Origin of the sequence: Shewanella halifaxensis HAW-EB4, assembly GCF_000019185.1 — a bacterium.
Taxonomy (GTDB): Bacteria; Pseudomonadota; Gammaproteobacteria; order Enterobacterales; family Shewanellaceae; genus Shewanella; species Shewanella halifaxensis.
Genome location: NC_010334.1, coordinates 673,944 through 698,673, shown reverse-complemented (window position 1 = coordinate 698,673; position 24,730 = coordinate 673,944). Strand labels below are relative to the sequence as shown.

Below are 24,730 nucleotides of genomic sequence, written 5' to 3'. Positions count from 1 at the left end.
CACACTAGTGTGACAAATTATGAGTAAAATTACTGTGTTGCAGTAATGATTTTTAACGCAACAGGAATCGATTTTTCAACCTGCTGGCCCTTTAAGATCTTGTCGGCCATCACAATAGCCGTGGCGCCGAGTAGTTCAGGTTGCTGGGCAATGGTTGCCGATAACTGATTTCGTCTTACAGCAGCAATGCCTTCATCGGTGCCATCAAAACCAATCACCATCACCTCTTTACCCGCCGCTTCAATGGCGCGTAGGGCACCTAAGGCCATTTCATCATTTTGGGCAAACACCGCCTGCACATCGCCATTGGCGGCAAGCATATTTTCCATCACGTTTAAGCCTTTTGAGCGGTCAAAATCCGCTGGCTGACTAGATAACATATTTAAGCTATGAGCCTTAACGGCATTGCTAAAACCTTCACCACGCTCACGAGCGGCAGAAGTACCCGCAATGCCTTCAAGCTGAATCACCTTGGCATTAGCGCCTAAGGTGTCGGCAATAAACTGCCCAGCTAATTCACCACCGGCAATATTATCTGATGCGATATGGCTGGCAATGTCGCCGCGTTCTGCGGTTCTGTCTAAGGTAAGTACTGGAATATTGGCCCGATTAGCGGTGCGGATGGCGTTAGTCACCGCCATTGCATCGGTCGGATTAATCAAAATAGCCTTAACACCGCGCATGGTGAGATCTTCAACGTTTGCCAGCTCTTTGCTTGGGTCGTTTTGCGAGTCCAGTGCAATCAGCTTATACCCAAGCTCTTTGGCCTTGGCTTCAGCACCATCTTTCATGGTCACGAAAAAAGGGTTATTCATCGTCGACAGCACGATAGCGATGGCATCTTGGGCGCTAGCGCCAAAAGATACCGAGCTCGACAGTAGCGCTGCCGCTAACATCACTGACACTTTCTTGTTAATAGGTTGTTTCATAATCGCCTTTCAATATCCAGCCTTTATGATAGTAGGCTCTAAAATGATAAGAACTTTCAGAACAAAAGCAGGAACGACAAACGCCCTGCTAATCAGAAATTACGCTTTTTGCTTAGTGTCGATAAGTACCGCTAACAAGATGACGCTGGCTTTAGCAATCATCTGATAATAAGACGAGACATCCAGCAGGTTTAACGCATTATTTAAGAATCCAATAATCAGTGCACCAATTAAGGTACCGACGATACGACCCTTGCCACCCATTAAGCTGGTTCCGCCTAAGACCACGGCTGCAATCGCATCAAGCTCATAGCCCATACCCGCGGTCGGCTGCGCCGAAGACAGCCGCGCCGTCACGATAATGCCAGCCAGTGCGGCCATTGAACCACAGATGGCGTAGGCAGCAATCTTGACCTTATCAACCGCAATACCCGATAAGCGCGCTGCAGACTCATTGCCACCCACGGCATAGATATAACGACCAAAGCGGGTGTGGTTAAGCAAGTACCATGCACCAGTAAACACGATAGCCATCAACCAAACTGGCACAGGAATACCCAGCACATAGCCCGTTCCCAGCCATGTAAAGCTATCAGCAGTTTCGCTAAAACCTGTCGGCACCGGGCGACCATCGGTATATACCATTGTCACGCCGCGCAGCAGTGTCATGGTCACTAACGTTGCGATAAAGGCCTGCACCTTACCTTTGGCAACGATAATGCCGCTGATAGCACCTAACGCCGCGCCAGCAATCAAAGCCACTGGCAGCGCTATCATGACTGGCACATCCATGCCAATTAAGGTCGCGACAATTGCGCCACTTAGGGCCAAAACCGAACCGACACTTAAATCGATACCCGCAGTCAGAATAACGATAGTCATGCCAACGGCAATAATTCCGTTAATCGAAGTTTGGCGTAAAATATTAAGGAAGTTATCAACGGTTAAGAAGTTAGGGCTCAGCAAAGAGACCACAAAAATAAGACTAAACAGGGCTATAAGCGATTTTTGCTCAATCAACCACTCTTTGTTAATACGCTTATAAAATGGCTGCGCTGTAATTGACTGACTCATGCAATATCCTTGTTTAATGTTTTACCGACTGCACAAGCAAGAATAGTTTCTTGATCTGCTTGGGCGGCATCAAATTCGCCACTGATCTGGCCTTGGTGCATAACTAAAATACGATCCGACATCCCCAATAGTTCAGGCATATCCGATGACACTAAAATGATGCTCATGCCTTGAGCCTTGAAGCGGTTGATAAGATCGTAGATCTCTTTTTTCGCTCCCACATCCACACCACGAGTTGGCTCATCTAAAATAAGCACCTGCGGCAGAGTCATTAAGCCTTTGGCGATTGACACTTTTTGCTGATTACCGCCAGATAAGTTACCAATGCGGGCATCGCGGCTTGGAGTTTTAATATTAAAGGCATCAATAAAACGGTCGACTTCGGCCATTTCATCGCGGTGGCGCAGTTGTAGCCCAGAACTTAACTTGGCTAATGCGCAAATAGACATATTTTCTTTGACCGACAGCTCTAGCAGTAAGCCATCGCCTTTGCGATCTTCAGAAATATAAGCAATACCGGCATCAAGTGCTTGCTGTGGGTTATTGATCTTAATATCACAGCCATTTAGCGTTATCTGGCCCTGGGTTTTAGCGCCAGCACCAAAGATGATTTTCATCAACTCAGTGCGCCCTGCGCCCATTAGTCCAGAAAAACCTAATATTTCACCTTGGTTAAGGGTAAAGCTGACGTTTTCAACCCCAGGTCCCGATAGTTCGCTAACGGCGAGTCTACAGCCCTGATGTGTATTGGCGATACGCGGATATTGCTCTGCCAATTTACGGCCCACCATGCGCTCAATCAGCTGATCTTCATTAATGTCGCTAATCGCACACTCATGAATAAAGCCACCATCTCTAAGCACTGTCACCGCATCACAAATAGTAAAGATCTCTTGCATACGATGAGAGATATAAACGATACCGCAGCCTTGCTCACGTAACTCATGAATCACTTTAAACAGCGATTGAGTTTCAATATCGGTGAGCGCGTCGGTGGGTTCATCCATGATGATCACTTTCGAGTCGAACGAGATAGCTTTGGCAATTTCAACCATCTGCTGTTCGCCCAAACTCAGCTTGCCAAGCAATGTTTGCGGTGCATGAGATACAGATAAGCGTGTTAATAACGCCGCAGCTTGAGCATTCATTTCATCCCAAAGTATGCGGCCAAAACGCGAGGTAATTTCACGCCCAAGGAAGATATTTTCGGCGATGGTTAGCTCAGGCAGAAGATTGAGTTCCTGATGGATAATGCTAATGCCAGCTTGCTGTGAATCACGCGGACCATCGAAGGAGCGCGCCTTACCTTGATAGACGATACGGCCAGCATCTAAGTTATAGCTCCCGGTGAGTACTTTCATTAATGTCGATTTTCCAGCGCCGTTTTCTCCCATCAAAGCCATCACCTTGCCTGGATAAACATTTAAGCTAGCTTTATCTAGGGCTTTAACCCCGGGGAAAGACTTTTCAATCGCTTGTAACTGCAATATTGCTTGGGTCATACGTGACTCCGATAAGCTTAAAATACAACACCGGTTTTAAAAATCACATTGGCATAGGGCGTACACTCACCGGTACGGATCACCGCGCGGCTATTGTGAGTGCGCTGTTTAAACGCTTCATGGCTAACGTATTCAATACTAAAGGTACGGCCCGTTGCTAATTGCTCTGCCTCGATTTCAACCAATAGCGCTTGATGACACTCAGGGCTAACATCGGCAAACTCTTGCGCCAACACAACGCCCTCGATTTGTGAGCTTGCTAGCCAGATTTTAACGGTAGCAATAAAGCTTGGTACGCCATGGGTCAGAGCCAGATCGATGCGCTGCACTGCAGCAGGGATCGGTAAGCCAGCATCACAAATGGCGACCTCATCGGTATGCCCCAATGTGGCTACTAGGTAATTCATATCTGCATTGAGCAAAGCGTGTTTGTTCATCTATCAACCTAAAGTATTTTTATATGCATCACGGCAGATATTCTTTACCGCAAAGCCATTCGATCGAAACGTTTCGATAAGACAGGACAAGACTAATCGAAACGTTTCGATATTGCATGAAGCAAGAATGAGATCTGTGAAGGATCTAACAGAAATGCCTGCGATCGATGGGGGAGTGATGAGTAAAGAGGTGAGTAAAGGGGGAGCTCTGGCTTTAGCGCTCGGTCAAACGATACAAAAAAGGCAAAACAGCGTTAACTGTTTTGCCTTTGATTTATCTCGTTTGACGGCATAAATGCCAACCTACAATGAGGTTTTTAAAAGAAGGGGCTAGATCCTAGGGCGCTTCGCTGCGAGGACGGGCTACGCCCTACTAGGAACAACAAAAGCCAAAAGCACCACCTTTACCACTTCTTAGCTTTTGCTTTACCCGGCTTTTCCCGTCTCAGCTTTTCCGGCTTTTCCGGCTGTTCCGTCTTGGTTTTAACCTGCTTTTCCTAGGACCTAGGACCTGCTTTTAACCTAGGACCTGCTTTAACAGCTATTAAAGCTTCACCTTGTCATATTCATACCAAGCAACTAAGTTGCCTAGGATCGGTACCACCCAGACGGCGGTATCTGCATCTTTGTATATACGATAGAAATACAGGTCACTATCGATGATCTCGTGTTTACGGATCTCACGGTAAAAGTGCATTGCAGATGAACTCACTTGATCAGGCTTAACTAACTCTTTTTGACTGACCTTAACGTGAAAAACATCCACATCGAGATCATTCATCTGCTCGCGGTACTGTTTAAAGTCACCCTTGATCTTATACTTGATAGGCGTCGTCTTGCACTCTTCATCGGTTACGCAAGCTGCAGAATAAAACTTACCGCTGTTTTCGCCATCATAGATAAGTGACAGACTGATGTCTGAGCGCACCAACATATTACCTTGAACAGGAAAATAAACATCTGCGTGATAATGATGCTCAATAAAGCCACTGGTACCGGGCTCGTCATGGGGAATAATGACTCGGTTATAGCGGATGCGCTGTTCCATCTTATGGCTCAGCTCGGTAAAATTCTGCATATTTAAGCCAGCTGGCGTCAGATCAATCGCAGTGATATTGATTAAGCCTTTTCCTGAGCAGCCATAGCCGCTAGCTTCAGGACACACAGCCATCGAGTAGTAATTACCATCGGTGACCGCAAAGCCCTTAAATTGATTAATATCGGTTAAATGATTCGACTCTGGAGCAAGGTGTTTTTGCCACATGGAGGCATGTAAGTGGCTAACATCTTCTTTATGAATAAGCTGCACGTCTTGTTTGGTGCCACCAATATTCAGCTCAATTTTCTTATCGGCATCCCAGCTGTTCTTGGCTTTAATCACGCCGTGATAATCACTGAAATACCATAGAGATAAGCAGATGAGTATCGCAATAACGATACCACTGATTTTCACCAAAAGAGAGACATCGACAATAGCGGCACGCATAGACTCAGCATCATTTACCGCTAACATCTTAATATGCGAGCGAGCCGATACATTAAGCTGATAGCCGCGACCCGCAATCGTTCTCAGCATCACCTCAGGATAAGGTTCAAGTTTCTTTCTTAGAGTACTAACACATTGAGTTAGCGAAGTGGCGGCAACGACACGATCGGGCCAACCTGCAGCCAGTAACTCTTCTTTAGTGCATACCGAACTAATTGCGAGGATCAATCGATGTAAAACTGCGGACTCAGATACCGTCAAAGTGATGGTTGTGTTGTTCGCATGATCAATTAATTGTTTTGCCTCTTCATCCAACTCCAGATAAGGAGTAACTTTATGCACCTTAAACTCCTTTAAATCAGTTAACTACAATTGAGATATTAACGAAACTTAATGTTAGTTTACTAAAATAAATTATTAAAAATGTGATTTCCGCCGAAAATCAAATCAACCAATCCCGATCTGCTTGTTTACGTTCACATATCTCACATTTTAATGGAACTCTGCATCCAACATTGAATACAAGTGTCCACTTTCCTTCCCTATTAACAGGATAAAAAGTGGACTCATCACTCATGGTATAGAAAGACGACATCGACTAGGCTAAGTCGTTATAATCACAGAGTTCGACGCTGAAAGACTCGATTGGCGATAGCCAGCAGTGCCAAGATCCACAATAACATGGCGCAATAGAAGCCAAGCTTTCCCATGGTCGATGAGGAGAGTCGCGCAAGACTGCCGCTAGCCACATCTGAACCGATTAAGTTAACCGCGCGATACAGATCCGTTGGATTTAGCGCAATAAGAAAGTTGATCATGTACTGATTCATAAAGGCCAGATCAGCAACTAATATCGCCAGCAGTATCAAATCGTAAATCAACACAAACAGAAACCAAACAAACAAAATGCTGCCCACCGCCTTGGCTTTTTCTGTCGATTTAAGACTCACTATGTAGCCCAGTAAAATAAAGGTGATGGCAAGCAAGATGCTGCTAAAGATAAACTGCGCAAACTTGCTTAGTATCACTTGAGACTCATAAGCCTCACCGAAGATTAGCAGTAACACTGCGGTTAACCCGAATGCAAAACAGCTAGTCGCACTCATGATCAGGCTATGACCCAATAGTTTACCCAATAAGATCTGCAGCCGACTAATCGGGTATGACATTAATAGCAGCAGAGTGCCAGATTCATCTTCACCGACAAAGGCGTCATAGCTCACTAACATGGCTGCTAAGGGGATTATAAATACCGAAACCGTCGACAGACTCGACATCAAAGTGTCGATCTCTGGCAAAGACAGATGTCCGGCTACTGCGCTTCCGGCAAAAGTCACACTCAGAGACAAAATCAAAAATATTAATGAAATAAAAATAACCCAACGATTGCGCAGACTATCTTTGATCTCTTTTTTGGCGATAACCATCACCGGGGATTGCCTCATCATATTAACTCACCACTTCGATTTGAGCGCATTGACCCATATACAGGTGATAAATATCGGCCAGAGTCGGCTCTTTAAGGTTGAAATCAAACCGCTGGCACTCAGACATTAATAGCTGCAGCACCTTAGCCTTAGAGTCGACATCCAGCAGCAGCGCATCATCGATATAATAGGGAGCCAGCCTTGGCTCCTGCTCTACCCACATCGCCAAATTAGGCGATGTCAGCCGAGTTTTAAGACCACTGTTTTGCCTAAGCTCGGCCAGACTGCCCTTCGCTAGGCTCTTACCCTTAGCTAAAATCAGCGCAATATCGATGTTGTTCTCAATCAGCGATAACTCATGGGTACAGACGATGATCCCGCAGCCTTGGCGCTTAAGCTGGTCAATCTTGCCGTAAAGAAACAGCGAGGCCACAGGGTCTAAGCCCACCGTTGGCTCATCTAATAGTAATAGCTCTGGCTCGCACAAAATCGCCTGGGCAAAGCCAAGGCGCTGCTTCATCCCTTTCGAGTAAGTCTTCAGCGCTCTGTCTTGGGCGTACTCTAGTCCAAACTCTTCGATAAGCTGGCCAACTCGTGATTTAGTGACTCTTTTAAGCGCCGCAAAGTAACTTAAAATCTCCTTGCCCGTCAGTTTGTCGTAGAAGCTGACATTCTCGGGTAAGTAACCAATTTTCAGCTCGGCGCGATCGCTTAAGCGAGCCAAATCTTGCCCCAAAATACTCACCTCACCATGAGTGGGTTTGATCAGACCTAACAGAATTTTAATCAGGGTAGATTTACCCGCACCATTATGACCCAACAAGGCCATAGTCTGTCCACGTTCAACCTCAAAGCTGACATCATTAAGGGCGGTAAAATCGGTAAACTGATGCGAGATATGACGCGCTGATACTGCTAAACAAGGATTCATTGATTCTCCGAACATGCCCAATAGCCAAGCCTCTAGGGCAAAAAAATCGCCTAATGGCTGATATTTACTGCCAGTTTGTTAATCATTGCCTATTAATAGTCAAATGCGGGATTAGGCGTTAACAGGGGAAAACTATCGACTATGCCGCTAGGCTCTGTTATTTCAAATTGACTCTGCACCCAGCGAAGTACTACAACAATAGGGCTATCCATCAAGAAGTTAGCTTCAGGATAAAGCCAAAACAGTTTATCTATATTATCATTAGGACGGTAAGCCGTGTTGCCTACATCATCGGAACTGTGACCCCAACCTAGGTATCCACTCCAGTAATTACCACGACCAGTTTGACTCCACTCCAGCAAGACATCGCCGACATATTTAACTTGGGAAAAGTTATCAATAAACTGATTACCATAAACCTGATTGCCCTCGCCGCCCATGGCCATATAGAAGCCTATATCATTGTTGGCAAAGCGATTATTAATAATGGTGTTGTCTCGGGCGCCGTAAACAAAAATACCTTTACCTTCTTGGCCCTGTATTTGGTTTTCGCTGCGATTAATAATCTGTTCGACCCGATTAGACTTCACCAACGAGTCTTTGGTCATATTGAGCAAGATACCAAAATCAATCGCATCCCAAACCTGATTACGGTGCAGGTAGATACGTTTCGAGTCCATCAGTGCATAACCACCATCAACTTGATAACTTTGGTTATCGAAAGCTTCGTCATCGGTGGTATACATATAGTGGATACCATACTGCTGGTCGAAAAGTTGATTTGCATACACTTTACTTTTACTGCCAGACTCAAGGTAAACCCCATCTCTGACCTGCGAGATAGTATTGCCCCATATTTCAGCACCGATAACATGTTGCAGATGGATACCATCACCTCTATCTAAGATGTATAGGCTGCTATTGCCCACAATCACGTTATTGTGGATCTTTATATCGTTTAGCTCATCGGCGCGAATACCAAAACCATTGCCAGTCAGAGAGTTATTATGAATTCTTAGCCCATGATTTCCAGGCTCAACTAAAATTCCTGCATCACGCTCGTAATGATCATTGCCCCAGTTTTCAATTCTCAGGCCTGAGATCTCAACATTTGGCGCAAATACCTTAATGGCACTGCCTATACCATTTGCATCTATGATGCTGTCGCCAAGGCTTGAAAGAATAATCGACTGATGAATTTGAAGTGGGCCTTGATAACGTCCAGTATCGAGAATAATTCTATCCCCCGATTTGGCATGAGTTAGTGCATGCTTTAACTCTTCAGTACTAGACACTGACAGGTTCTCAGCGTAATTATTAGCACTATAACCAAGAGTGACAGCCAATATAAACAGGCGAAAAATAGCGGCTCTACTTGCCCGGCTAACAACGTTTAACAGTGATATGTTCATCGCTTAATACCACCTTCACTAATCATCAAACCTAAATCAACTCGCTTTTTCTAGCTATTCGCCAGCCAGTAGTTCAATAGTGATCTGCTCATAGGTTAATACTGCACCACCAAACTCTTGTGCAAACTGAGTCGCACCTTCTTTTGTGGCAAAAGACGCAACAGCAGGACCCATCACCGCCTTTTTACTGGTACCATAAACATACCAAGCAGAGGCACCATCAACAAAGGTGTTATCGTCAGGATTTTCCCAATCTGCAACCGACATATCATGCACCTTGAGATACGTGATCTGTCGCTTATTCTCAGGCTGTAGCGCAAAATTAAACATGTCTCGAGTGGAGCAGAACTTTGGCACTATCGATTCATTCTTCAAACCCAATTGCCCTTTGGGCCCTGGGTACTTTTTGATCATCATGCCGCATAGATGACAACGTTCATGCTCATGAATTGCCTGCGCTTTTGCTGATTGTGAAACGGCGTCCCCTTGGCTACAAGCAAACATTAGCGGGACAAATAACAAGATGAGCATCAGTTTTTTCATACAAGTTCCAACTTGAAGTGACTCAGAAGAGGCACTCGTCACCTTGCTAACCCATGGAGGTAAGCGAACAAGGTGAGAGTATATGATTTCAACAGATCCGACTCCTAATACCTACCCTGCAGGGACGGCGTATTAGGAGCGAACCAATTGAACTCAGCTACCGACCCTAAGGTTAGATAGCAAAGTTTTGACCTGCGTACAGGATAAACATACGCAGACACATCATGCCGGTAACAGCGCATACACCCGATAGATAGAATGCTTTAGCTGAATGGCTAAATGACTTACCCGTAGCAAAGTTAAGCAATAGTGGACCACCAAAACCTAGACCCACAACACCAAACCAGAACACCGCAGCCCACTCTCCGGTATGGAAAGCAGTAAATGCACTCTGTGCTCCCGCATTACCCGTCATTAGTGATGTCACTATCATGAAGATGAATAGTATTTCAGCAATCATGATTGGCCATTCTGCACCGTGCAGTAACTTCATATCTTGGCTATGTAAGTCTTCTTTAAACATCGATACCGCAAGCATTTTGGCTGCTGCAGCACCCGCTGAGATACCAGAGGCTATAAATAGTGCCGGTAGTACAGAGGTGTTGATGATAGGAAAACGGATCAAAGCCGAGATAAGGAAGCCTGTATAAGCACAGACAGCAAGTGCTAGTACCAGTACAGTGACTTCACATGGACGACGAATGCCCTGAAGCTTATCAACCAAAGGTACAAGCATTTTAAGCGCAGGTACCGAGCGGATCTCTTCTTCGAATGCGTATAGGCAAATTAATGCGACCAGCGGGATGTAGACCGACAGCGCGATAACACCGATAGACATTACCGAATTTAGGTTATAGAAAACTAAAATTCGCCAGAAGAACAGCGGATTGGTCAAATCGAGAACCAAACACAACATACCTAAGCTGATGGTTACCAATGAGATCAATGCTGCCGCTTTATAAAATGGCGTATTGGTTGTCTGCTTTTTGTAGAATCGCAGGAATAGCGCAGTGGCTAGCGCACCACCCGAGATCCCGGCAAAGAACAAGTAAACAGCAATGGGCCAAGGCCATGCAAGGCCCTCGGAAAGCCCCATTGTAAACTCAATATTTCCGTCCATATCTATACTCCCTGCTTAACAATAGGTATGTAACGTAAGCTTGGTTCAGTACCAAACCCTGGCTTAATACGCACAGAGTCTTTAACTCGTAATAGCTTACTGATATAGGATGTCGGATCGTTAACATCACCAAAAATCAGTGCATCATAACGGCACTTCTGCACACAGGCAGGTAGCTCACCAATGGCAAGTTTGCTATTCAAGCAAAAATCACAGTTGTCAGCGACATCGGTTTCTTTATTAATAAAACGCGCATCGTATGGACAAGCCGCAATACAGTACTTACAACCAGCACACTTACTCGCGTCCATGGTCACAATGCCAGTCTTCTCATCACGGTGCGCCGCGCCTGTAGGGCATACGGTGACACATGGAGCATTCTTACACTGTTGACACGACACGCGGACAAACTTACGTTCACAACCACATTCTTCTGTTTTACCGCAGTGTGGACAAGGCTGACCTTCTACCGCACCAGAATGCTGTTCCATCAACAGCCTAGATTTACCTTCTGGTAAGTTGTTGGCTAAATTACAGGCCTCCTTACACTCGCCGCAGCCGGTACATTTATGTTGATCAAACACCATCGCATAATGGGGCTTGTTTGCATCTGACTCACCCTCTTTGACAGAACTGCACCCTAAGGGCGCTATTATCAAAGAGCTGGCTCCTAAGCACTTAAGGAACCTCCGTCTCTCTATATTTTCACTCACAGCATCCTCCAGCTATCAGCTATTTTGCTGATATATTTATACTTATTAGGTTTACGTGACTCTACTCAGATGCAGCCACTGAACGATTAGCTATTTTTTGCTCGGCTCTATAAATTGCATTATTAATTGAGGCTCGGTTAATGCTCTGGTTGTCACTTTCGAGTAGCTTCAGCCATTGCTCGATGGCTGGTTCAAACTCACCATTTAGGTAAGCGTGGGTCGCAAGTAACAGCCGAGATTGCGGCTCATATTCGTCGAGCGCCAGGGCTCTGGCGATAACCAAATCAATGTCTAAACTCATTTCACGGTTGTCGCGGTAATACATGGCATTGGCTTTCATTCCCAAAATGCCGGCATCATCACCCGTGAGTTTGAGTAGTTCATCGAAGGTTTGTACAGACTCGTTATACAGGCCGCCATCCACATAGGATTGAGCCAAATTTAATAATGCAATTTGATTACTAGGTTGCTCATTTACTTTCTTTGCGTTTTTATTGATCTCTGCGGTGATCAGATAATCAATATTTTCGTCTATCACTCCCTTATTCCAACCATCGAAATGGCCAATTTGTGAGTAAATTAAAAGTGTCGATGTAAAGAGCACCACAGATAGCCCTGCGGCAACCTTAATATCAGCCTGTTCATTGCTTTGGTCATCGTTAAAGGAGTTAGCTACCAGCGTTACACCATGCTTTTGACAAGAGTGATGATGACGCAAAATTAAAGTGATAACTGCACATAGGGTGACAGCAATGCCGATAGCTAAACTATTCATAGTGACTCTCTACAAACGACACAAACAAACTACAATTCAGATCTAAACTGCTCAGTTAACTCAAGTGACCTGCGCCATGTACGCTAGCAACGGTATGAGTTAAGTGAGTACATACTATTAGTGACCGCCGCCCATCATGCCGCCCATGCCCATGCCACTTAAGCCCATGCCATGAGAGTTTTGGCCTGGCGCTTCAACTTTAACCAGTTCGACTTCAAACACTAAAACCGAACCAGGCGGGATAATGCCAACTTGCTTATCGCCATAGGCAAGCGCTGCTGGAATAGATAATTTGTAAGTCGATCCCTCATTCATTAGTGGGATCCCTTCTTGCCAGCCTTCAATAACACTCATCAAGGCAAAACGGTTTGGTTCATTACGCTCATAAGTACTATCAAACTCAGTCCCATCTATAAGTGAGCCTTTGTAATGCACAGTAACCACATCTTGAGGATCAGGTTTACGACCTTCACCTTCGCTTATGACTTCATACTGCAAGCCAGATGCCGTTTCTTTAACACCCTCTTTTTTCTTGTTTTCAGCAAGATACTCGTTACCCGCAGTTAAGCTCTCCAATGCTAACTTAGCTTCAGCCGCTTCTCTGGCTGTGTTTAACTGCTCAGCACGCTGATTGAGGTAAGTTAAAATCTCTTCGTCTGAAAACCTTGGGTTATCTTTAAGCGCATCGACCACACCTTCAATCACAAGGTCTACATTCACTTCTGCGCCAAGTTCAGTTTGGTTATAAATTTGACCCGAGATGTACTTACCTAATGAAGCGCCAATGCTGTAAGACTCTTTTTGTACTTCGGATGTAAGCTCTGTTTGCGCCATGGCGTTGGCAGACATACACAGAGTAAAACCAGTCACAACAGCTAGGGTGGTTTTTGTAAATTTTTTCATAATTATCATCTCTTTAAATAAACAATTTGCGTTTAACTCTTGTATCCAACATCCAGCTGTTACGGTCTTTCTGTTACTCGGTTAGAGAGGCGCCATCCATAAATACCATCAGGCATCTGTCTAACATTGGTGTAGCCCATCTTCATCGTATGATGTGCTGCGACTTCACTCGCGTTACAAAGACGGTTTGCGCAATAAAAGACCATCAGTGCGTCTTTATTAGCAGGCAGTAATTTTTTCCAATCTTTAACGTTGAAATAAATAGCACCTGGAATATAGCCTTCTGCCCACAACTCCAATGTATTAACATCGAAAAAGTACACGCCCTCTTTACCAATTAGACTCTCAGCTTCCATCATGCTAATCGTGTGAAGCTGGTGCTCATAGCGCGGAGCGGGTGCCATGTCAGAGCCACCACCTGCTAAACAGCTTGCTGAACTAGCAAGTAAAGTGAAGGTTACAAGAATTTGACCAAGTGCTTTTTTCATAATCTTTCTCTCTATTGCCTCGGCAATTATCGCAGTGCAATGCATGCCGAGGCGGTTAAGTTAGGCGGCTTACTTAGCTGCGTAACCTGTTCCATCTAGAATGTTTTGCGCTTGCGTAACATACGTAAGTGCAGCATCTAGGCGCTTCTGGCTATAACGGAAACCGTGAACACCCCAAGAACCATCTTTCTTAATTAGATCAACAGTCTCTTGTGCCTTCTCTGCTAGCATTAGCACTTGAGTCTTGTCTTCAACAGACAACTTAGTGACTTCTAATAGCTGATCGATACGTACAAGAGCTTGTTCAACTTTGGTGAAAACTTCCTTAACTGGAGTTTGCATCTTCATTACTTCGCCGTAGATCTCTAACTGATCTTCGTAATGTAGACCTTTCTCAAGCTCAGACTGGAACTGGCTGTGACAACCCTTGTTCTCTACCACATCGTGGTCAGAGATTGAGGTACGAGCACAAGACCACATTAAGTCGAGGTATGAGCGACCTTCTTCGTTCTTAGCAACAGTCCAACCTTTAACACCGCTTGGGCCACCAGCACGAGACTCACCTTCAGGCGGGTTCAACGTCTTCAGAGTTGGGTCGACTTCAATCTTCCACATGTGAGACTTACGTACCGCGTCAAATCCAGCTTGGTCAGGGAACTGCAATGCCTTGAAGTTTTCACAGCTACCCATGTTAGGCATGTGACAGCTTTGACAAGTTTGCTGGTTGTGAGTATCTGAGTTCTCAGCAATCAGTGTTTGCGCTTCATGACAGTCTTTACAGTCTTTCTTAAGCTTTGGTGTAGTAAAACCAGACATCCAAGAGCCGTCAGTCACTTCGTGCGGATCGTGACATGTAGTACAACGCATGCCCTTCTCGTAGTGCTCAGAGTTATACATCTGAGAACCTTCAGTACCACATGATGGACATAGAGACTTCATCTTCACACCAAAGGCATACTCGCCTTTCTCTTGTGCTTCAGGTGTATCTTGAAGAGTTGGGTCATACTGGAAACGCTGGTGACAACGTTCACAGTTAGACTGCATGCCGCCAGTACCACCATCTAAGTGACCACCTGCGCCATGACACTCTTCACAAGCAATACCACGAGAAATCGTGTGCTCTTGAAGTTTCTTCGGATCGCCTAAGGCATCAAAGAATTCTTCCTTACTCTGGAAGTCAAACTTAAACGTATGACAGATTTCACAGTAAGAGCTTGCTGGTTGGAAAAGCATTTCTGTACGATATTTAGCACCGTATGAACTCATGCCTTGCTGATGAGAACCAGACGCACCAAAACCTTCTAGAGTTATTGGGAAGTCAGGTATAACATCGTTAATTTTCTTAGACATCTCAGGGGTTAGCCATTCAGCCCAACCACGAGAGAACTGGTTAGCACCAGCAACCATCTTGCCTGTGCCGTCGCGTAATAGACCGCCTTCAATATGATAAGTACCACGTACTAACCAAGAATCGATGAAACCATATTTGGTACGCGGTGTACCAACAGTTGCATAGATAGCATCTGGCGTAATGCCGTCAGGTAAGATTGAGGTATCTTTAGTGTTGTACATGGTTTTTTCAATGTCGTTATCCACTTCTGGGTGTTCGCCAGGGAAACGAATTGTTTTAGCATGACGCGAGCGCTGCCACTTTTCATATTGAGTCGCATGACATTCAGCACACTTCTCAGGACCAACGAAGTTGTTTGGATAATCTAAGATAGATTTAGCACCTAGGCGGTACTGCACCGCACGAGGCTTACCAACACCTTTACTATATGCAGGGCTGTGGCCCGTATCTAAATACTCTTCACCACGGTCACTGATGTGGTAATCACCCACTAAGTTTCCAGATTGCTGGTATTTAAACATTGGATGGTTTTCGAATAGGAAATCGAATAATTCATCCTCTTGTACAATATAATCTTGCAGCGTTTTAACGCCGTTGATCTGTTCTGTTCCTTGATAGTTAGCTATCGACTCTTTAGCCGTTTTTCCCATTTGAGGGATGCTATCGTACTTTCCAGCAGCGTTCGCATTGGCAATGGCACCAAAACAAAACAGCACGCTTAATGCTACCTTGTGTTTCCAGCGTCTCATCATTCACTCCTACTTATATTATTTTATTTTTTTCACTGTTTTTAGCATGTTTCTAAAACACACTTTTTTAAATCTAACCGTTCACCGATTGAGCTAAACATCTGAGCGACGCCTATTTTCCACATAAAAAACAGTAAAAATCTGCGCTACAGCACACTTAAAAAAGCATCAGAACCGATTAGATATAAAAACAACATTTACAATAAAAAACAGTAGGTTAAATAGTTATCTATAGATCTTTTTAGATATAAAAATCACAACTTAACGTTTTTTGAATCGCAAAAAAGTTGCAAAATCGGTCACTTACAGCGTAAGTCTGCGCTGTTTTATTTAACGCAAAGTAAGGTGACATAAGGGATCGCCCCCTGGTAGCTATTAAGAGGTAGGTGTAATACGGTGGATTGCTGCGAAATATAGAATGGATAGCCGCTCACCGCCCCAATAGGGTACTAAAGACCTTTTCAAGGTGTTTTAAGGGAGGGGTTAAGGGACTAAAAGACTAATAGCCTTCAGAGTAGATTGGCATCGAGATGATGCACAGAAAGCTGTGAGGAGGTTTACGTTATCTCGTAGTGCTTAAGATTAAAATTAGACATAAATTTAAATTAGACTGAGCCTTTTTAAAGATGATTGCAGAGGATGGCTTTATTACAGCTTAATCACAGCATTGTTATAATAACAGCTGTAATAAAGCCACCCAGAACTGTCAGCAACTAAGAGCGGTTACTAAATAACTTTCCCGCCAACTGTTTTACTGCGCTAGAACAGTCCTGCAAGAAGCTCTGTGCAGTGATGTCGGTCAGTGACTCAGCGCCTTGCAGCATCTCGAGTAGTTGCACTCGTTCATTCGCCGTCAGCCTATCTTGCATATCCGGCAAGCGGTTTTCAGCTGCCAACCTGAGTACAAACTCCTGCTGTTCGTAGCCCTCGTGTACGGCAAAGTACACTAGCGATGTTTCCGGTACTCCTGCCCTGTCGAGCCAATTTAATGCCCAGCTTTGTTTAGCCACATCCAGTGCACTGTCCATATCACAATCTCCATGGCGCTCATTGCCGACCTCGCAGTGACTCCAACGCTCTGCCATTGTGATTTCACCGCTTTGGATTCTAGAGGTCACATAGGCCTCCTCCACAGAGCATCGACCCAGCCAGTGCAGACCACGCTTACCTAACTGTGCTAAAAACAGCGTCAAATGCTCTGCCATTTCACTTGGCAGCAGCCAGACAAAATCGGCAGGCCCCACTTTGCCGCGATACATAGGATAGGGGTTCCACCCCTGAAGTTTTGATAATTTCAGCGCCTGTGGGCTCAACTCCTGTAAGCCTTCACCGCTGACAAGATAGGCCATCAGTTTGTCATACACAGTTTGCGCGGTAGCATCGTCAAAATCTTCTTTTAGCGTATTGATTAAAGCCGCTTCAAACATCGGCATTATCGGTAACTCAATCTCAGGGTTAACCGCCTTAACATGCTGAAAAAATTCCAAAACCTGATCTTCACGGCAATACTCAAGTTGCTGTAATAGCGTCTCAAATTGCTTTAGCTGCTGACGCCCTATCATGCTGGTATCTGCACTATCTAATGCCGCATATTGCGCAACTTTGTCAGTGTAGCGGCGGGCAAATCTAGGATCGGCTGGGCGGTAATCAGCGACTTGTTGATCTGTCATCAGAGTAAAAGCCTCAAGCATGGCTTCAGATACGCCATGTTGATGCAATAAATTGAATAAAGCAGTCTCGGTATCTTGATCATTAATCGCGGCATAAAGCGGGTAATCGGCCTTAAATTTTACAATGCGATTTATCACTCGCTGGGGTGCAATCGATAGCCAGAGTTGCCAGTGCCTTTTGGCTAGCTGCACGACTGGGCTAGAACCTTCACCCTGATTTAGTTTACCCGCGCTTTGTAATAACAAGGTGGTTAACATGCAGCGTTGACCACCATCATAGTTAAACAAGGTCCAATAAGCCGCCTGTTTCGCGCTAATTTCAGGCCCAGACTTACCTCCATCTTTTGCCATGCCAGCGCGCACCAGCTCGATCATTTCTGCGTCGTTCTGTTGAGTAGCTTCAGCATCAGAGCCAACACCAGACTTTTCTACATACGTCAGCCACTGGCGTAACACCTCAGTATCAGCTTCTGCTACATCGCAATACTTGAGGACAAAATCAGTGAGTAGCTTACTCAAGTGCAGCTCAAGCCATTGCTCAATCGCATCACGCTCCGCAAAACTTGGTTGCTGGAGCAACCTATGTGCAAGATAAGCACTACTACCTAGATGCAGCGGCATATAAGGTAAGGCTTCAACAATCTCTAGACCACCGCGATAACCAAGCTCATCACTCAGGCGCTCAAGACGGTTTTGCGTCAGCAGTTCGAGTCTTGGGTTGAGACAGCTAAAGAATGAACGGCCGCTTTTTTCATCCCACAAAATCGGCTCTACTTGTGCTAGTTCAGACAGGGATTCTTGTTCACTTTCTTCCTCTGCTTCAACTTCAGCCGGCTCCATCCAAACCTGATAAGCGTTATCAAGCCCATTTAACTGAGCTTCTGCTACCGAGAAATACTCAGACTCGTTGCGAGTTTCAGTGAGCGTTGCCGCCAACGCTATGATTTCGTCTTCAACTTTAGCGCCACAAATAAGCTGCTGCTTTACCCTGTCTTGCCACTCTTCTTGCTGTTCTTCTAGCTCCCAGCGCTCGCATCCCACAGACCAAACGCCCATGCTGTCATAATATTCAAACAACATCTCTGCTAGAGAGGTCGACTCGTCAGCAAACACCAAAATAGGGCTGATCTGCAATCGCGCTAATAGCTCATGTTTAAAATAGCTGTAATCGTCAGGGTGAGATTGTAGGTGCGCTAACAAGTCTGGCTGCGCCGCGTTATAACCCTCATCTTCAAAAGAGTCGCTTTCATAGAAGTAGCGGCGCACCTCAGCCCCATCGCACCACACATAAGCCTTGATCAAATCACGGCTCCAGCCATGCTTGTTAACTAAATTGCTAAGCAAGCACAGCGGTGCAGTCATGGTCTGGGTATCCCAGTAAGGCACAAGGAAGCGACCTAGCAGCGGGCTATAAGAAGCATCGCTTTCTATCAGCATATACAAGGCTTCGATACCGAGCGCGTTGCAGTCATCTATCCAGAGATCGTTAGAATCGTTACGGCTACGAGCAAACGCCACCAAAGCTTCAATCGTTTCAACCACCGCAGGTATCAACTCGGAGAAGTTTAACGCAGCACCAAACAACACAGGCTCGCTGATATAGCTCAACTTCTGTTCATCGCGACAGGCATTAATGGCCTGCTCTACCAAAGCGTGGTTACTCCCAGCATCGTCCAAAGTCAAAGCGCTGCCGTCAGGCTTAATAAACTGCACATTGAGTAACAGGTTCATGGTTAAGCGAAACGCCGAACCGTTCTCTAGGCGCTGGCGATACTCGGCCAGTGCATTGGCAATACTCTCTGCAGAACTTGGATCGACAACGATGGAAACATACTTATCAAACTGGGCCATACGGCATCCTTGGCGGTGGAATAGAATAAGAAAACAAATAGATAAAGCGACCGAAGATTATCTCTGTGCACAATAAAATGCGAATAAAAATCGTAGGGATATGAGGTTGCGCCACACCACTAACCACTACTAACCACTACTAACAGCTTGAAACTATGGTATTTAACAGCAATCTCTGCCGTTTAACGAGGAAAGGTAATCTCGATTATCTAAATTTTCATGGCCCCATCCAAAAGGCATTGCTCAAAAACAACCTTAGTGGTAACTTGCTAATATCATTGTAAATAAATGACTCTTCACCCAGACGAGATACCGCTAATCCCCCGCAGACTATTATCGAAGTTAGCGCTAATACACTGTTATCTTTTATTGTAATTTTTGTGTTTTTTTATGGAGTCACTTTAGATGGACATAAGCTTGATAGGGATTTTTGCTACTGTTGCCTTTGCTCATTTTTTAGCATTAATTAGCCCAGGCCCTGATTTTGTTATCCTTGTAAAGAGTGCCGTTAAAAATGAAAGCAAAAAAGCCATAGGAGTCGCGCTGGGCATATCAATTGCAAATGCATTATATATAGCATTGTGCTTAATTGGCGTGGGTTCATTATTAGCAAGTTCTGTATATATTATGATAGGGCTAAAAATTGCAGGAGGGTTGTTTTTAATATATTTAGCAATTCAAGCCTTACGTGCAAAAAAAAGCGATTACGCTGGTTTGTCTTCTCAAGTCAATCGTGGGGATCATAATGAGACCACTTTTTTCAAGGAGTTTATTGTTGGTTTTATGTCTGCAATTTTAAACCCAAAAAACATTCTATTTTATTTAAGCTTATTTACGGTTGTGTTAACTAAAGATGTAAGCCTTACATTTAAAATCATGCTGGGAATTTGGATGACTTCCATCGTGTTTATATGGGATTCAGCAATTGTGATTTTTTTGTCTGGCGATAAAGTCAGGAGCAAGTTTTCTAAGCTGGCTTATTATATTGATAAAGCAACTGGTGCTATTTTAGGCTTAGTCGGCTTTACAATCGTGAAGGCCGCGTTTACTAAATCAAACGTATAATAAATGCTTAGTTGGAAAACCACCGTTGGCTATCGCTCCATGCTTTAGCCAACCAATAGTTTCCACTTTGCAAAAGGTTAAGCCCCATCTCAGCCTAGAAATTTAATGACCAACTAGAATTAATTGAACTGAAAGATAAATCCCTTTTGGTTGATACTGTTTTTCATTACCAATTAAAGCAACTGCTTGGCGGGCAGCACCTCCTTAAGAGCTGCATTCACTCGTTGTTGTGTGCTGATGTAGTCTGACATTCCTGATGTTTTAGCTACCTTCGCGCGAATAGACTCTCAGTCTGGCCAGATATTAGTTATTTCAAGGGCAATAGTAAGTGTCACATGCTGATGATCACTCCCTCTCTGTCACCAAGAGTGCATAGGATACGACATCAACCACAAATAGCTTCCGTTAACTTCAATATTTGTTCCTCAACCCATCCACGGCGATGGTCATAGTTCTTACCTGTGTATTTGTCATCACCACACACTCTTTTATAGCAAAGAATCGGGCAAGCCGAACCACACGGCTACAACAATGGTAATACGGTCTTCTTGTTAAGTAGAAAGTTCCAAACTAATAAACGTACTTCTGGGATAGGCTTACAAGGAGAAGCATAACCACCTCCTACTTCAGCAATAACTAAAGCTTAATAAGAGGCTACAAAACATGCCATTTATCTTGGGTGTCTATGGTTAAGCGATTGCACACTATTCATTAAATGGCTCCCATGCTTCAGCTTCAAGGTCACCGCACTCAGAGATGATACTGCCGTTTTCATCATGAATTTTGTATGTGTGTTGAATATCTCCAATTGTTCCGCAACCATCCAAACCTAACAAAATTGAGTAGAATACGTCATTGAGTATTCCATCAATTACCGCATTCATTTTCTCCTGCTGATGATCTGAAAGCCCCATTTGCTTTATCAGTTCTGATACTGCAGTAGCTGGCTCGCCAGATGTATAAAGTTCAAGACAGTAATCTTTCTCTTTCTTGAAATTCTGGACAAATTCATTTGCGTTCATATGTTTCCTTACGCTTAACGCCTGCATTTGGAGCACGCAGTGCGGAGGTCACAGTCCACGAAGTGGGCGAACAACATGCACTTGTTATGCGTGCTCAATCTACCACCTTTAGTTGAATTTGAGCGCCGTCGGGGAGGTCTTTGATTTGGTTGGCCAAATCACCAGAGAAACGTACAAGCTCAATTAGTGGTGCCGTTTTAATATTAGAGATAGCGTACTCGCCACCGAGAACACTGGGTGTAACGAGACAATATTTATCTCCCTCGCTAAGCGGACCAAGATGTTGGTTAGCTTGCTCTACCAACGCTTGCATGTACCAATCTTCCAAGAACTCTTGATCTGTGGATAAGCGATCAAGATCTTCTCTATTCTTGGCAACAAGTTCACAGTAGACGTCTTCTGGGCATAGCCGCCAGTACTGACCCTTTGAATCCTCAATCATAAGATTTCCGAAATCGTTTTGTCCTACGATCTCGATAGGGTCAATCCCGACCCAGCCCCATGACTCTTTAACTGCCTGAATGATTCTCATGACTTCCTTTACGCATAACGCCCTCGTTAATGGGCAAAATTTAATGGGCTAAAATTGTTGAGGAACGAAAAACAGCAACAGTATTTTGTCCTGATTTAACAGCTTGTTATATTTTTTTACACACCGTAATTTCGTTGGTTTCACTATTAATTTGAACCCAACGATTTTCATTTATAGACTTAGTAATAGTTGACGCTGTGTCAGCTAACATAGCTTTTCTCAGGCTTTCTTCGGCACCCGTAAGAAAACCTGTCTCATCTTTAATTATTGCTATTTCTATTGAGTCTATCTGCTCTTTAACTGTAAGATACTCTAATTGAAAAGTACCTACGGTGGTAGATTCTAAAATAGATTCGACTCCATCTTTTTGTATAAAAGTAACCTTGCCATTATGCGTGAAGCTCATGTCTTGAGTACGATATTCGACAATACTAATGAGTGCCATTTCACCATTTGCCTCAGGTGAGCAATCCCACTTACCATTTATTTTCCATTGGTCATTTTCGAACGCAAAACTATTAAGACTAAATAACATAAATAAAACTAGAATTTTGCGCATACGTTTCCTCGAAATATAACGTCTTATTAAACAGCAGCAGCGCTAACATTGTTATCGCTGCTGCATTTTTAAATATTATCAGTGCGTCTTGATAATGTTCTACGCAAAAATATAACTTATTGTTTTAAAAGATAACACAAAAACAAAAAAGGCATTACCCGTACAGAATTATATGCTTTTTATAGCAACTGGTTTGCTGATAAGCTCGGCGTAATACTGAACTCACAGAAAACACCTATTCCCCATCGAAGTTGTGAAATACGCAAATGAAAATGCCGTGGAACCATCATGGATGATGGTTCAGGCTCGGAGGGACATGGACGTCCCATCTGAGCCGTTAGGCGATTTTCATTGGAGTATGAGGCCCGTATCTAATGCATGTAACTTCGTCTGGGGCGCTGAGGGTTTGCTAAGGGGGACAAGCGCTTTCCCCCTTAGCTCGGGTGTGGGCGAAGCACCACGACATTAATTGTTAGACGCAGTCTAACTTAAAGGTCAGGCGTAGCCTGATAGGTGGCAAAGCCACGACCTTTATCAAGCGGAGCTTGATTAGCTATATATGGGACGCAGTCCCATAACGTTAGTTATCAAGCGCAGCTTGATTGCACATATTGACAAAGCTCAACTGTGGAGCACCACAGCCAAACCAAGGGCACAAAAAAGCCCACATAACCGTGGGCTTCCAAAGAGGGACGCAGTCCCATGATGCTAATCGTTAGACGCAGTCTAACCAAACAGCTCTGCTCGATATGAGCCCTGATATCGACCTAAATATCGAATCTCTCATAATGGTACCAAGCCGTAACTTGGCCAAACAACGGAATGACCCAAACCGCCGTCTTGTGATCTTGATGAATTCGAATGTAATACAGCTCTTCATCTTTAATATTACGCTTGCGTAAATCGCGATAAAAACGCACCGCTGAGCCATTCAATTTATCGGGGCGGATCAAGTCTTTCTGCTCGACTTTCACCTGGAAGATATCGGCCTTAAGGCCATCAATCATGCCGGAATACTGTTTAAACTTACCTCGCACCTTGTACTTAATCGGTGTGGTTAAACAGTCTTGGTCGGTGATGCAGGTCGAGGAGTGGAATTCACCGCTATCTGACGAGTCATAGATCAGTGACATGTTAATATCGGCGCGGATCAGTAGCTCATCTTTCACCGGAAAATACACATCGGCCTGATAGTTATGCTCAAGCAGCGCACCACTGGTATCGGTACTTTCAGGCAGCATCACGCGGTTGTAGCGGATGCGTTGCTCCATGGCACTGGAGAGATCGACAAACTCCTCCAAATTCAGCTGTGCTGGCTCTGAGTCCACCGAGGTTAGGTTAATTAACCCCTTACCCGCACACTGCTCTTTATCACTACCGGGGCAGATAGCCATCGAATAATTTTCGCCATCTGTGGCAACATAGGCATTGAAATCTTCATGGCAGGTTAAGAAGCTGTTATCTGGAAGCAGGTGTTTCTCCCACATAAACGGATGCAGATGCGGCGCGTCATCTTTATAGAGCAGCTGAGCATTGCCCTTTAATCCACCCACTTGCAGATCGAATTGCTCATCGGCACTCCAGCGAGCCAAGTTCTGCTTGGCCTTGTGACTATCACTAAAATACCAAGCAAGTACTAGCAACAATAGGGCGATAACGATGCCGGAAATTTTAACTATGAGTGAAACGTCGAAAATCGCGGCGCGCATCGATTCGGCGTCATTGACCGCTAACATCTTCACATGGGATTGGGTCGAGATGTGTAACTGATAACCACGACGGGCGATGGTTTTCAGTTGTACCTCACGATAAGCGTCGAGCTTTTTACGCAAGGTACTAATACATTGAGTTAACGAAGTTACGGCAACGACGCGATCGGGCCATCCAGCACTAAGCAGCTCCTCTTTAGAGCAAACTGGCTTGGAGGAGAGCAGAAGACGATGCAGCACTGCTGACTCGGAGAAGGTTAAAATGACCTTCTTACCACTCACATGATCAACTAACTGGTGAGCTTCTGTATCTAACTCCAAATAAGGAGTGATTTTTAACACAACTAACCTCGACTACTTATTATGCGCAACTGATGCCTGAATGTGAGAATTCTACAACTAAGTGCTTAAGTAGAATGTGATTATTGGCTCAAAATGGCCGCCAATGTGCGGCCAATCATCGCCAATGTTCACAGATTTAG

Annotated in this window: 22 protein-coding genes and 1 pseudogene; 2 read left to right on the top strand and 21 right to left on the bottom strand. The window is 44.5% G+C overall.

Features of this window, described 5'->3' with window-relative positions:
- Positions 1-29: 29 nt before the first annotated feature.
- The 4 genes from rbsB to rbsD form a co-directional block, all read right to left on the bottom strand.
- Positions 30-929 carry a ribose ABC transporter substrate-binding protein RbsB gene (gene rbsB / locus SHAL_RS02950; protein WP_012275710.1) on the bottom strand — a complete coding sequence of 300 codons (900 nt, stop codon included), beginning with the start codon at positions 927-929 and terminating at the stop codon, positions 30-32.
- Positions 930-1,028: 99 nt separating this feature from the next.
- Positions 1,029-2,003 (bottom strand): ribose ABC transporter permease, encoded by a 975-nt coding sequence (gene rbsC / locus SHAL_RS02945; RefSeq protein WP_012275709.1) that lies wholly within the window; start codon positions 2,001-2,003, stop codon positions 1,029-1,031.
- Positions 2,000-3,505 carry a ribose ABC transporter ATP-binding protein RbsA gene (rbsA, locus tag SHAL_RS02940; protein ID WP_012275708.1) on the bottom strand — a complete coding sequence of 502 codons (1,506 nt, stop codon included), beginning with the start codon at positions 3,503-3,505 and terminating at the stop codon, positions 2,000-2,002. Before rbsA ends, rbsC begins: the two co-directional genes overlap by 4 nt.
- Positions 3,506-3,522: 17 nt before the next feature.
- Positions 3,523-3,942, bottom strand: coding sequence for a D-ribose pyranase (rbsD, locus tag SHAL_RS02935; protein WP_012275707.1), 420 nt, complete (start codon positions 3,940-3,942; stop codon positions 3,523-3,525).
- 127 nt (positions 3,943-4,069) lie between these two features.
- Here rbsD and SHAL_RS23190 point away from each other — a divergent pair, with 127 nt between their 5' ends.
- Complete coding sequence (locus SHAL_RS23190; RefSeq protein ID WP_190273618.1) at positions 4,070-4,237, top strand: hypothetical protein; 168 nt, start codon at positions 4,070-4,072, stop codon at positions 4,235-4,237.
- 249 nt (positions 4,238-4,486) lie between these two features.
- Here SHAL_RS23190 and SHAL_RS02930 read toward each other — a convergent pair whose 3' ends face one another.
- The 12 genes from SHAL_RS02930 to SHAL_RS02875 all read right to left on the bottom strand — a co-directional run bounded on the left by SHAL_RS02930 (position 4,487) and on the right by SHAL_RS02875 (position 19,361).
- Complete coding sequence (locus SHAL_RS02930; protein WP_012275706.1) at positions 4,487-5,770, bottom strand: winged helix-turn-helix domain-containing protein; 1,284 nt, start codon at positions 5,768-5,770, stop codon at positions 4,487-4,489.
- 275 nt (positions 5,771-6,045) lie between these two features.
- On the bottom strand, positions 6,046-6,876 hold the full coding sequence (locus SHAL_RS02925; RefSeq protein WP_012275705.1) for an ABC transporter permease: 831 nt from the start codon (positions 6,874-6,876) through the stop codon (positions 6,046-6,048).
- 1 nt (position 6,877) lies between these two features.
- Complete coding sequence (locus SHAL_RS02920; RefSeq protein WP_012275704.1) at positions 6,878-7,786, bottom strand: ABC transporter ATP-binding protein; 909 nt, start codon at positions 7,784-7,786, stop codon at positions 6,878-6,880.
- Positions 7,787-7,878: 92 nt separating this feature from the next.
- Positions 7,879-9,198 (bottom strand): nitrous oxide reductase family maturation protein NosD, encoded by a 1,320-nt coding sequence (gene nosD, locus SHAL_RS02915; protein WP_012275703.1) that lies wholly within the window; start codon positions 9,196-9,198, stop codon positions 7,879-7,881.
- A gap of 54 nt (positions 9,199-9,252) precedes the next feature.
- Complete coding sequence (locus tag SHAL_RS02910) at positions 9,253-9,741, bottom strand: nitrous oxide reductase accessory protein NosL (RefSeq protein WP_041415812.1); 489 nt, start codon at positions 9,739-9,741, stop codon at positions 9,253-9,255.
- A 172-nt stretch (positions 9,742-9,913) separates the two neighbouring features.
- On the bottom strand, positions 9,914-10,861 hold the full coding sequence (gene nrfD, locus SHAL_RS02905; protein WP_012275701.1) for an NrfD/PsrC family molybdoenzyme membrane anchor subunit: 948 nt from the start codon (positions 10,859-10,861) through the stop codon (positions 9,914-9,916).
- 2 nt (positions 10,862-10,863) lie between these two features.
- Positions 10,864-11,574: a 4Fe-4S dicluster domain-containing protein gene (locus tag SHAL_RS02900; RefSeq protein ID WP_012275700.1), complete on the bottom strand. Its 711-nt coding sequence runs from the start codon at positions 11,572-11,574 to the stop codon at positions 10,864-10,866.
- A 61-nt stretch (positions 11,575-11,635) separates the two neighbouring features.
- Positions 11,636-12,349, bottom strand: coding sequence for a tetratricopeptide repeat protein (locus SHAL_RS02895; protein WP_012275699.1), 714 nt, complete (start codon positions 12,347-12,349; stop codon positions 11,636-11,638).
- A gap of 117 nt (positions 12,350-12,466) precedes the next feature.
- The gene (locus SHAL_RS02890) at positions 12,467-13,252 is read right to left on the bottom strand and encodes an FKBP-type peptidyl-prolyl cis-trans isomerase (protein WP_041415809.1); all 786 of its coding nucleotides are present in this window, start codon (positions 13,250-13,252) and stop codon (positions 12,467-12,469) included.
- 59 nt (positions 13,253-13,311) lie between these two features.
- Positions 13,312-13,740 carry a rhodanese-like domain-containing protein gene (locus tag SHAL_RS02885; RefSeq protein WP_041415808.1) on the bottom strand — a complete coding sequence of 143 codons (429 nt, stop codon included), beginning with the start codon at positions 13,738-13,740 and terminating at the stop codon, positions 13,312-13,314.
- 69 nt (positions 13,741-13,809) lie between these two features.
- A complete protein-coding gene (locus tag SHAL_RS02880; RefSeq protein ID WP_012275696.1) occupies positions 13,810-15,840 on the bottom strand; it encodes a cytochrome c3 family protein in 2,031 nt (676 codons plus the stop codon).
- Positions 15,841-16,553: 713 nt separating this feature from the next.
- Positions 16,554-19,361: a hypothetical protein gene (locus SHAL_RS02875; protein WP_012275695.1), complete on the bottom strand. Its 2,808-nt coding sequence runs from the start codon at positions 19,359-19,361 to the stop codon at positions 16,554-16,556.
- A gap of 405 nt (positions 19,362-19,766) precedes the next feature.
- Here SHAL_RS02875 and SHAL_RS02870 point away from each other — a divergent pair, with 405 nt between their 5' ends.
- Positions 19,767-20,426, top strand: coding sequence for a LysE family translocator (locus tag SHAL_RS02870; protein WP_012275694.1), 660 nt, complete (start codon positions 19,767-19,769; stop codon positions 20,424-20,426).
- 290 nt (positions 20,427-20,716) lie between these two features.
- On the opposite strand, the pseudogene SHAL_RS23640 reads toward SHAL_RS02870, so the two are convergent.
- The 5 genes and pseudogenes from SHAL_RS23640 to SHAL_RS02850 all read right to left on the bottom strand — a co-directional run.
- A pseudogene (locus SHAL_RS23640) lies at positions 20,717-20,969 on the bottom strand (hypothetical protein); the annotation flags it as partial.
- 161 nt (positions 20,970-21,130) lie between these two features.
- Entirely contained in the window at positions 21,131-21,448 is a 318-nt protein-coding gene (locus SHAL_RS02865; RefSeq protein WP_012275693.1) for a hypothetical protein, read from the bottom strand.
- 94 nt (positions 21,449-21,542) lie between these two features.
- The gene (locus tag SHAL_RS02860) at positions 21,543-21,980 is read right to left on the bottom strand and encodes a T6SS immunity protein Tdi1 domain-containing protein (RefSeq protein WP_012275692.1); all 438 of its coding nucleotides are present in this window, start codon (positions 21,978-21,980) and stop codon (positions 21,543-21,545) included.
- Positions 21,981-22,086: 106 nt separating this feature from the next.
- On the bottom strand, positions 22,087-22,539 hold the full coding sequence (locus tag SHAL_RS02855; protein WP_012275691.1) for a hypothetical protein: 453 nt from the start codon (positions 22,537-22,539) through the stop codon (positions 22,087-22,089).
- A gap of 767 nt (positions 22,540-23,306) precedes the next feature.
- Entirely contained in the window at positions 23,307-24,590 is a 1,284-nt protein-coding gene (locus SHAL_RS02850; protein WP_012275690.1) for a winged helix-turn-helix domain-containing protein, read from the bottom strand.
- Between the last annotated feature and the right edge of the window lie 140 nt (positions 24,591-24,730).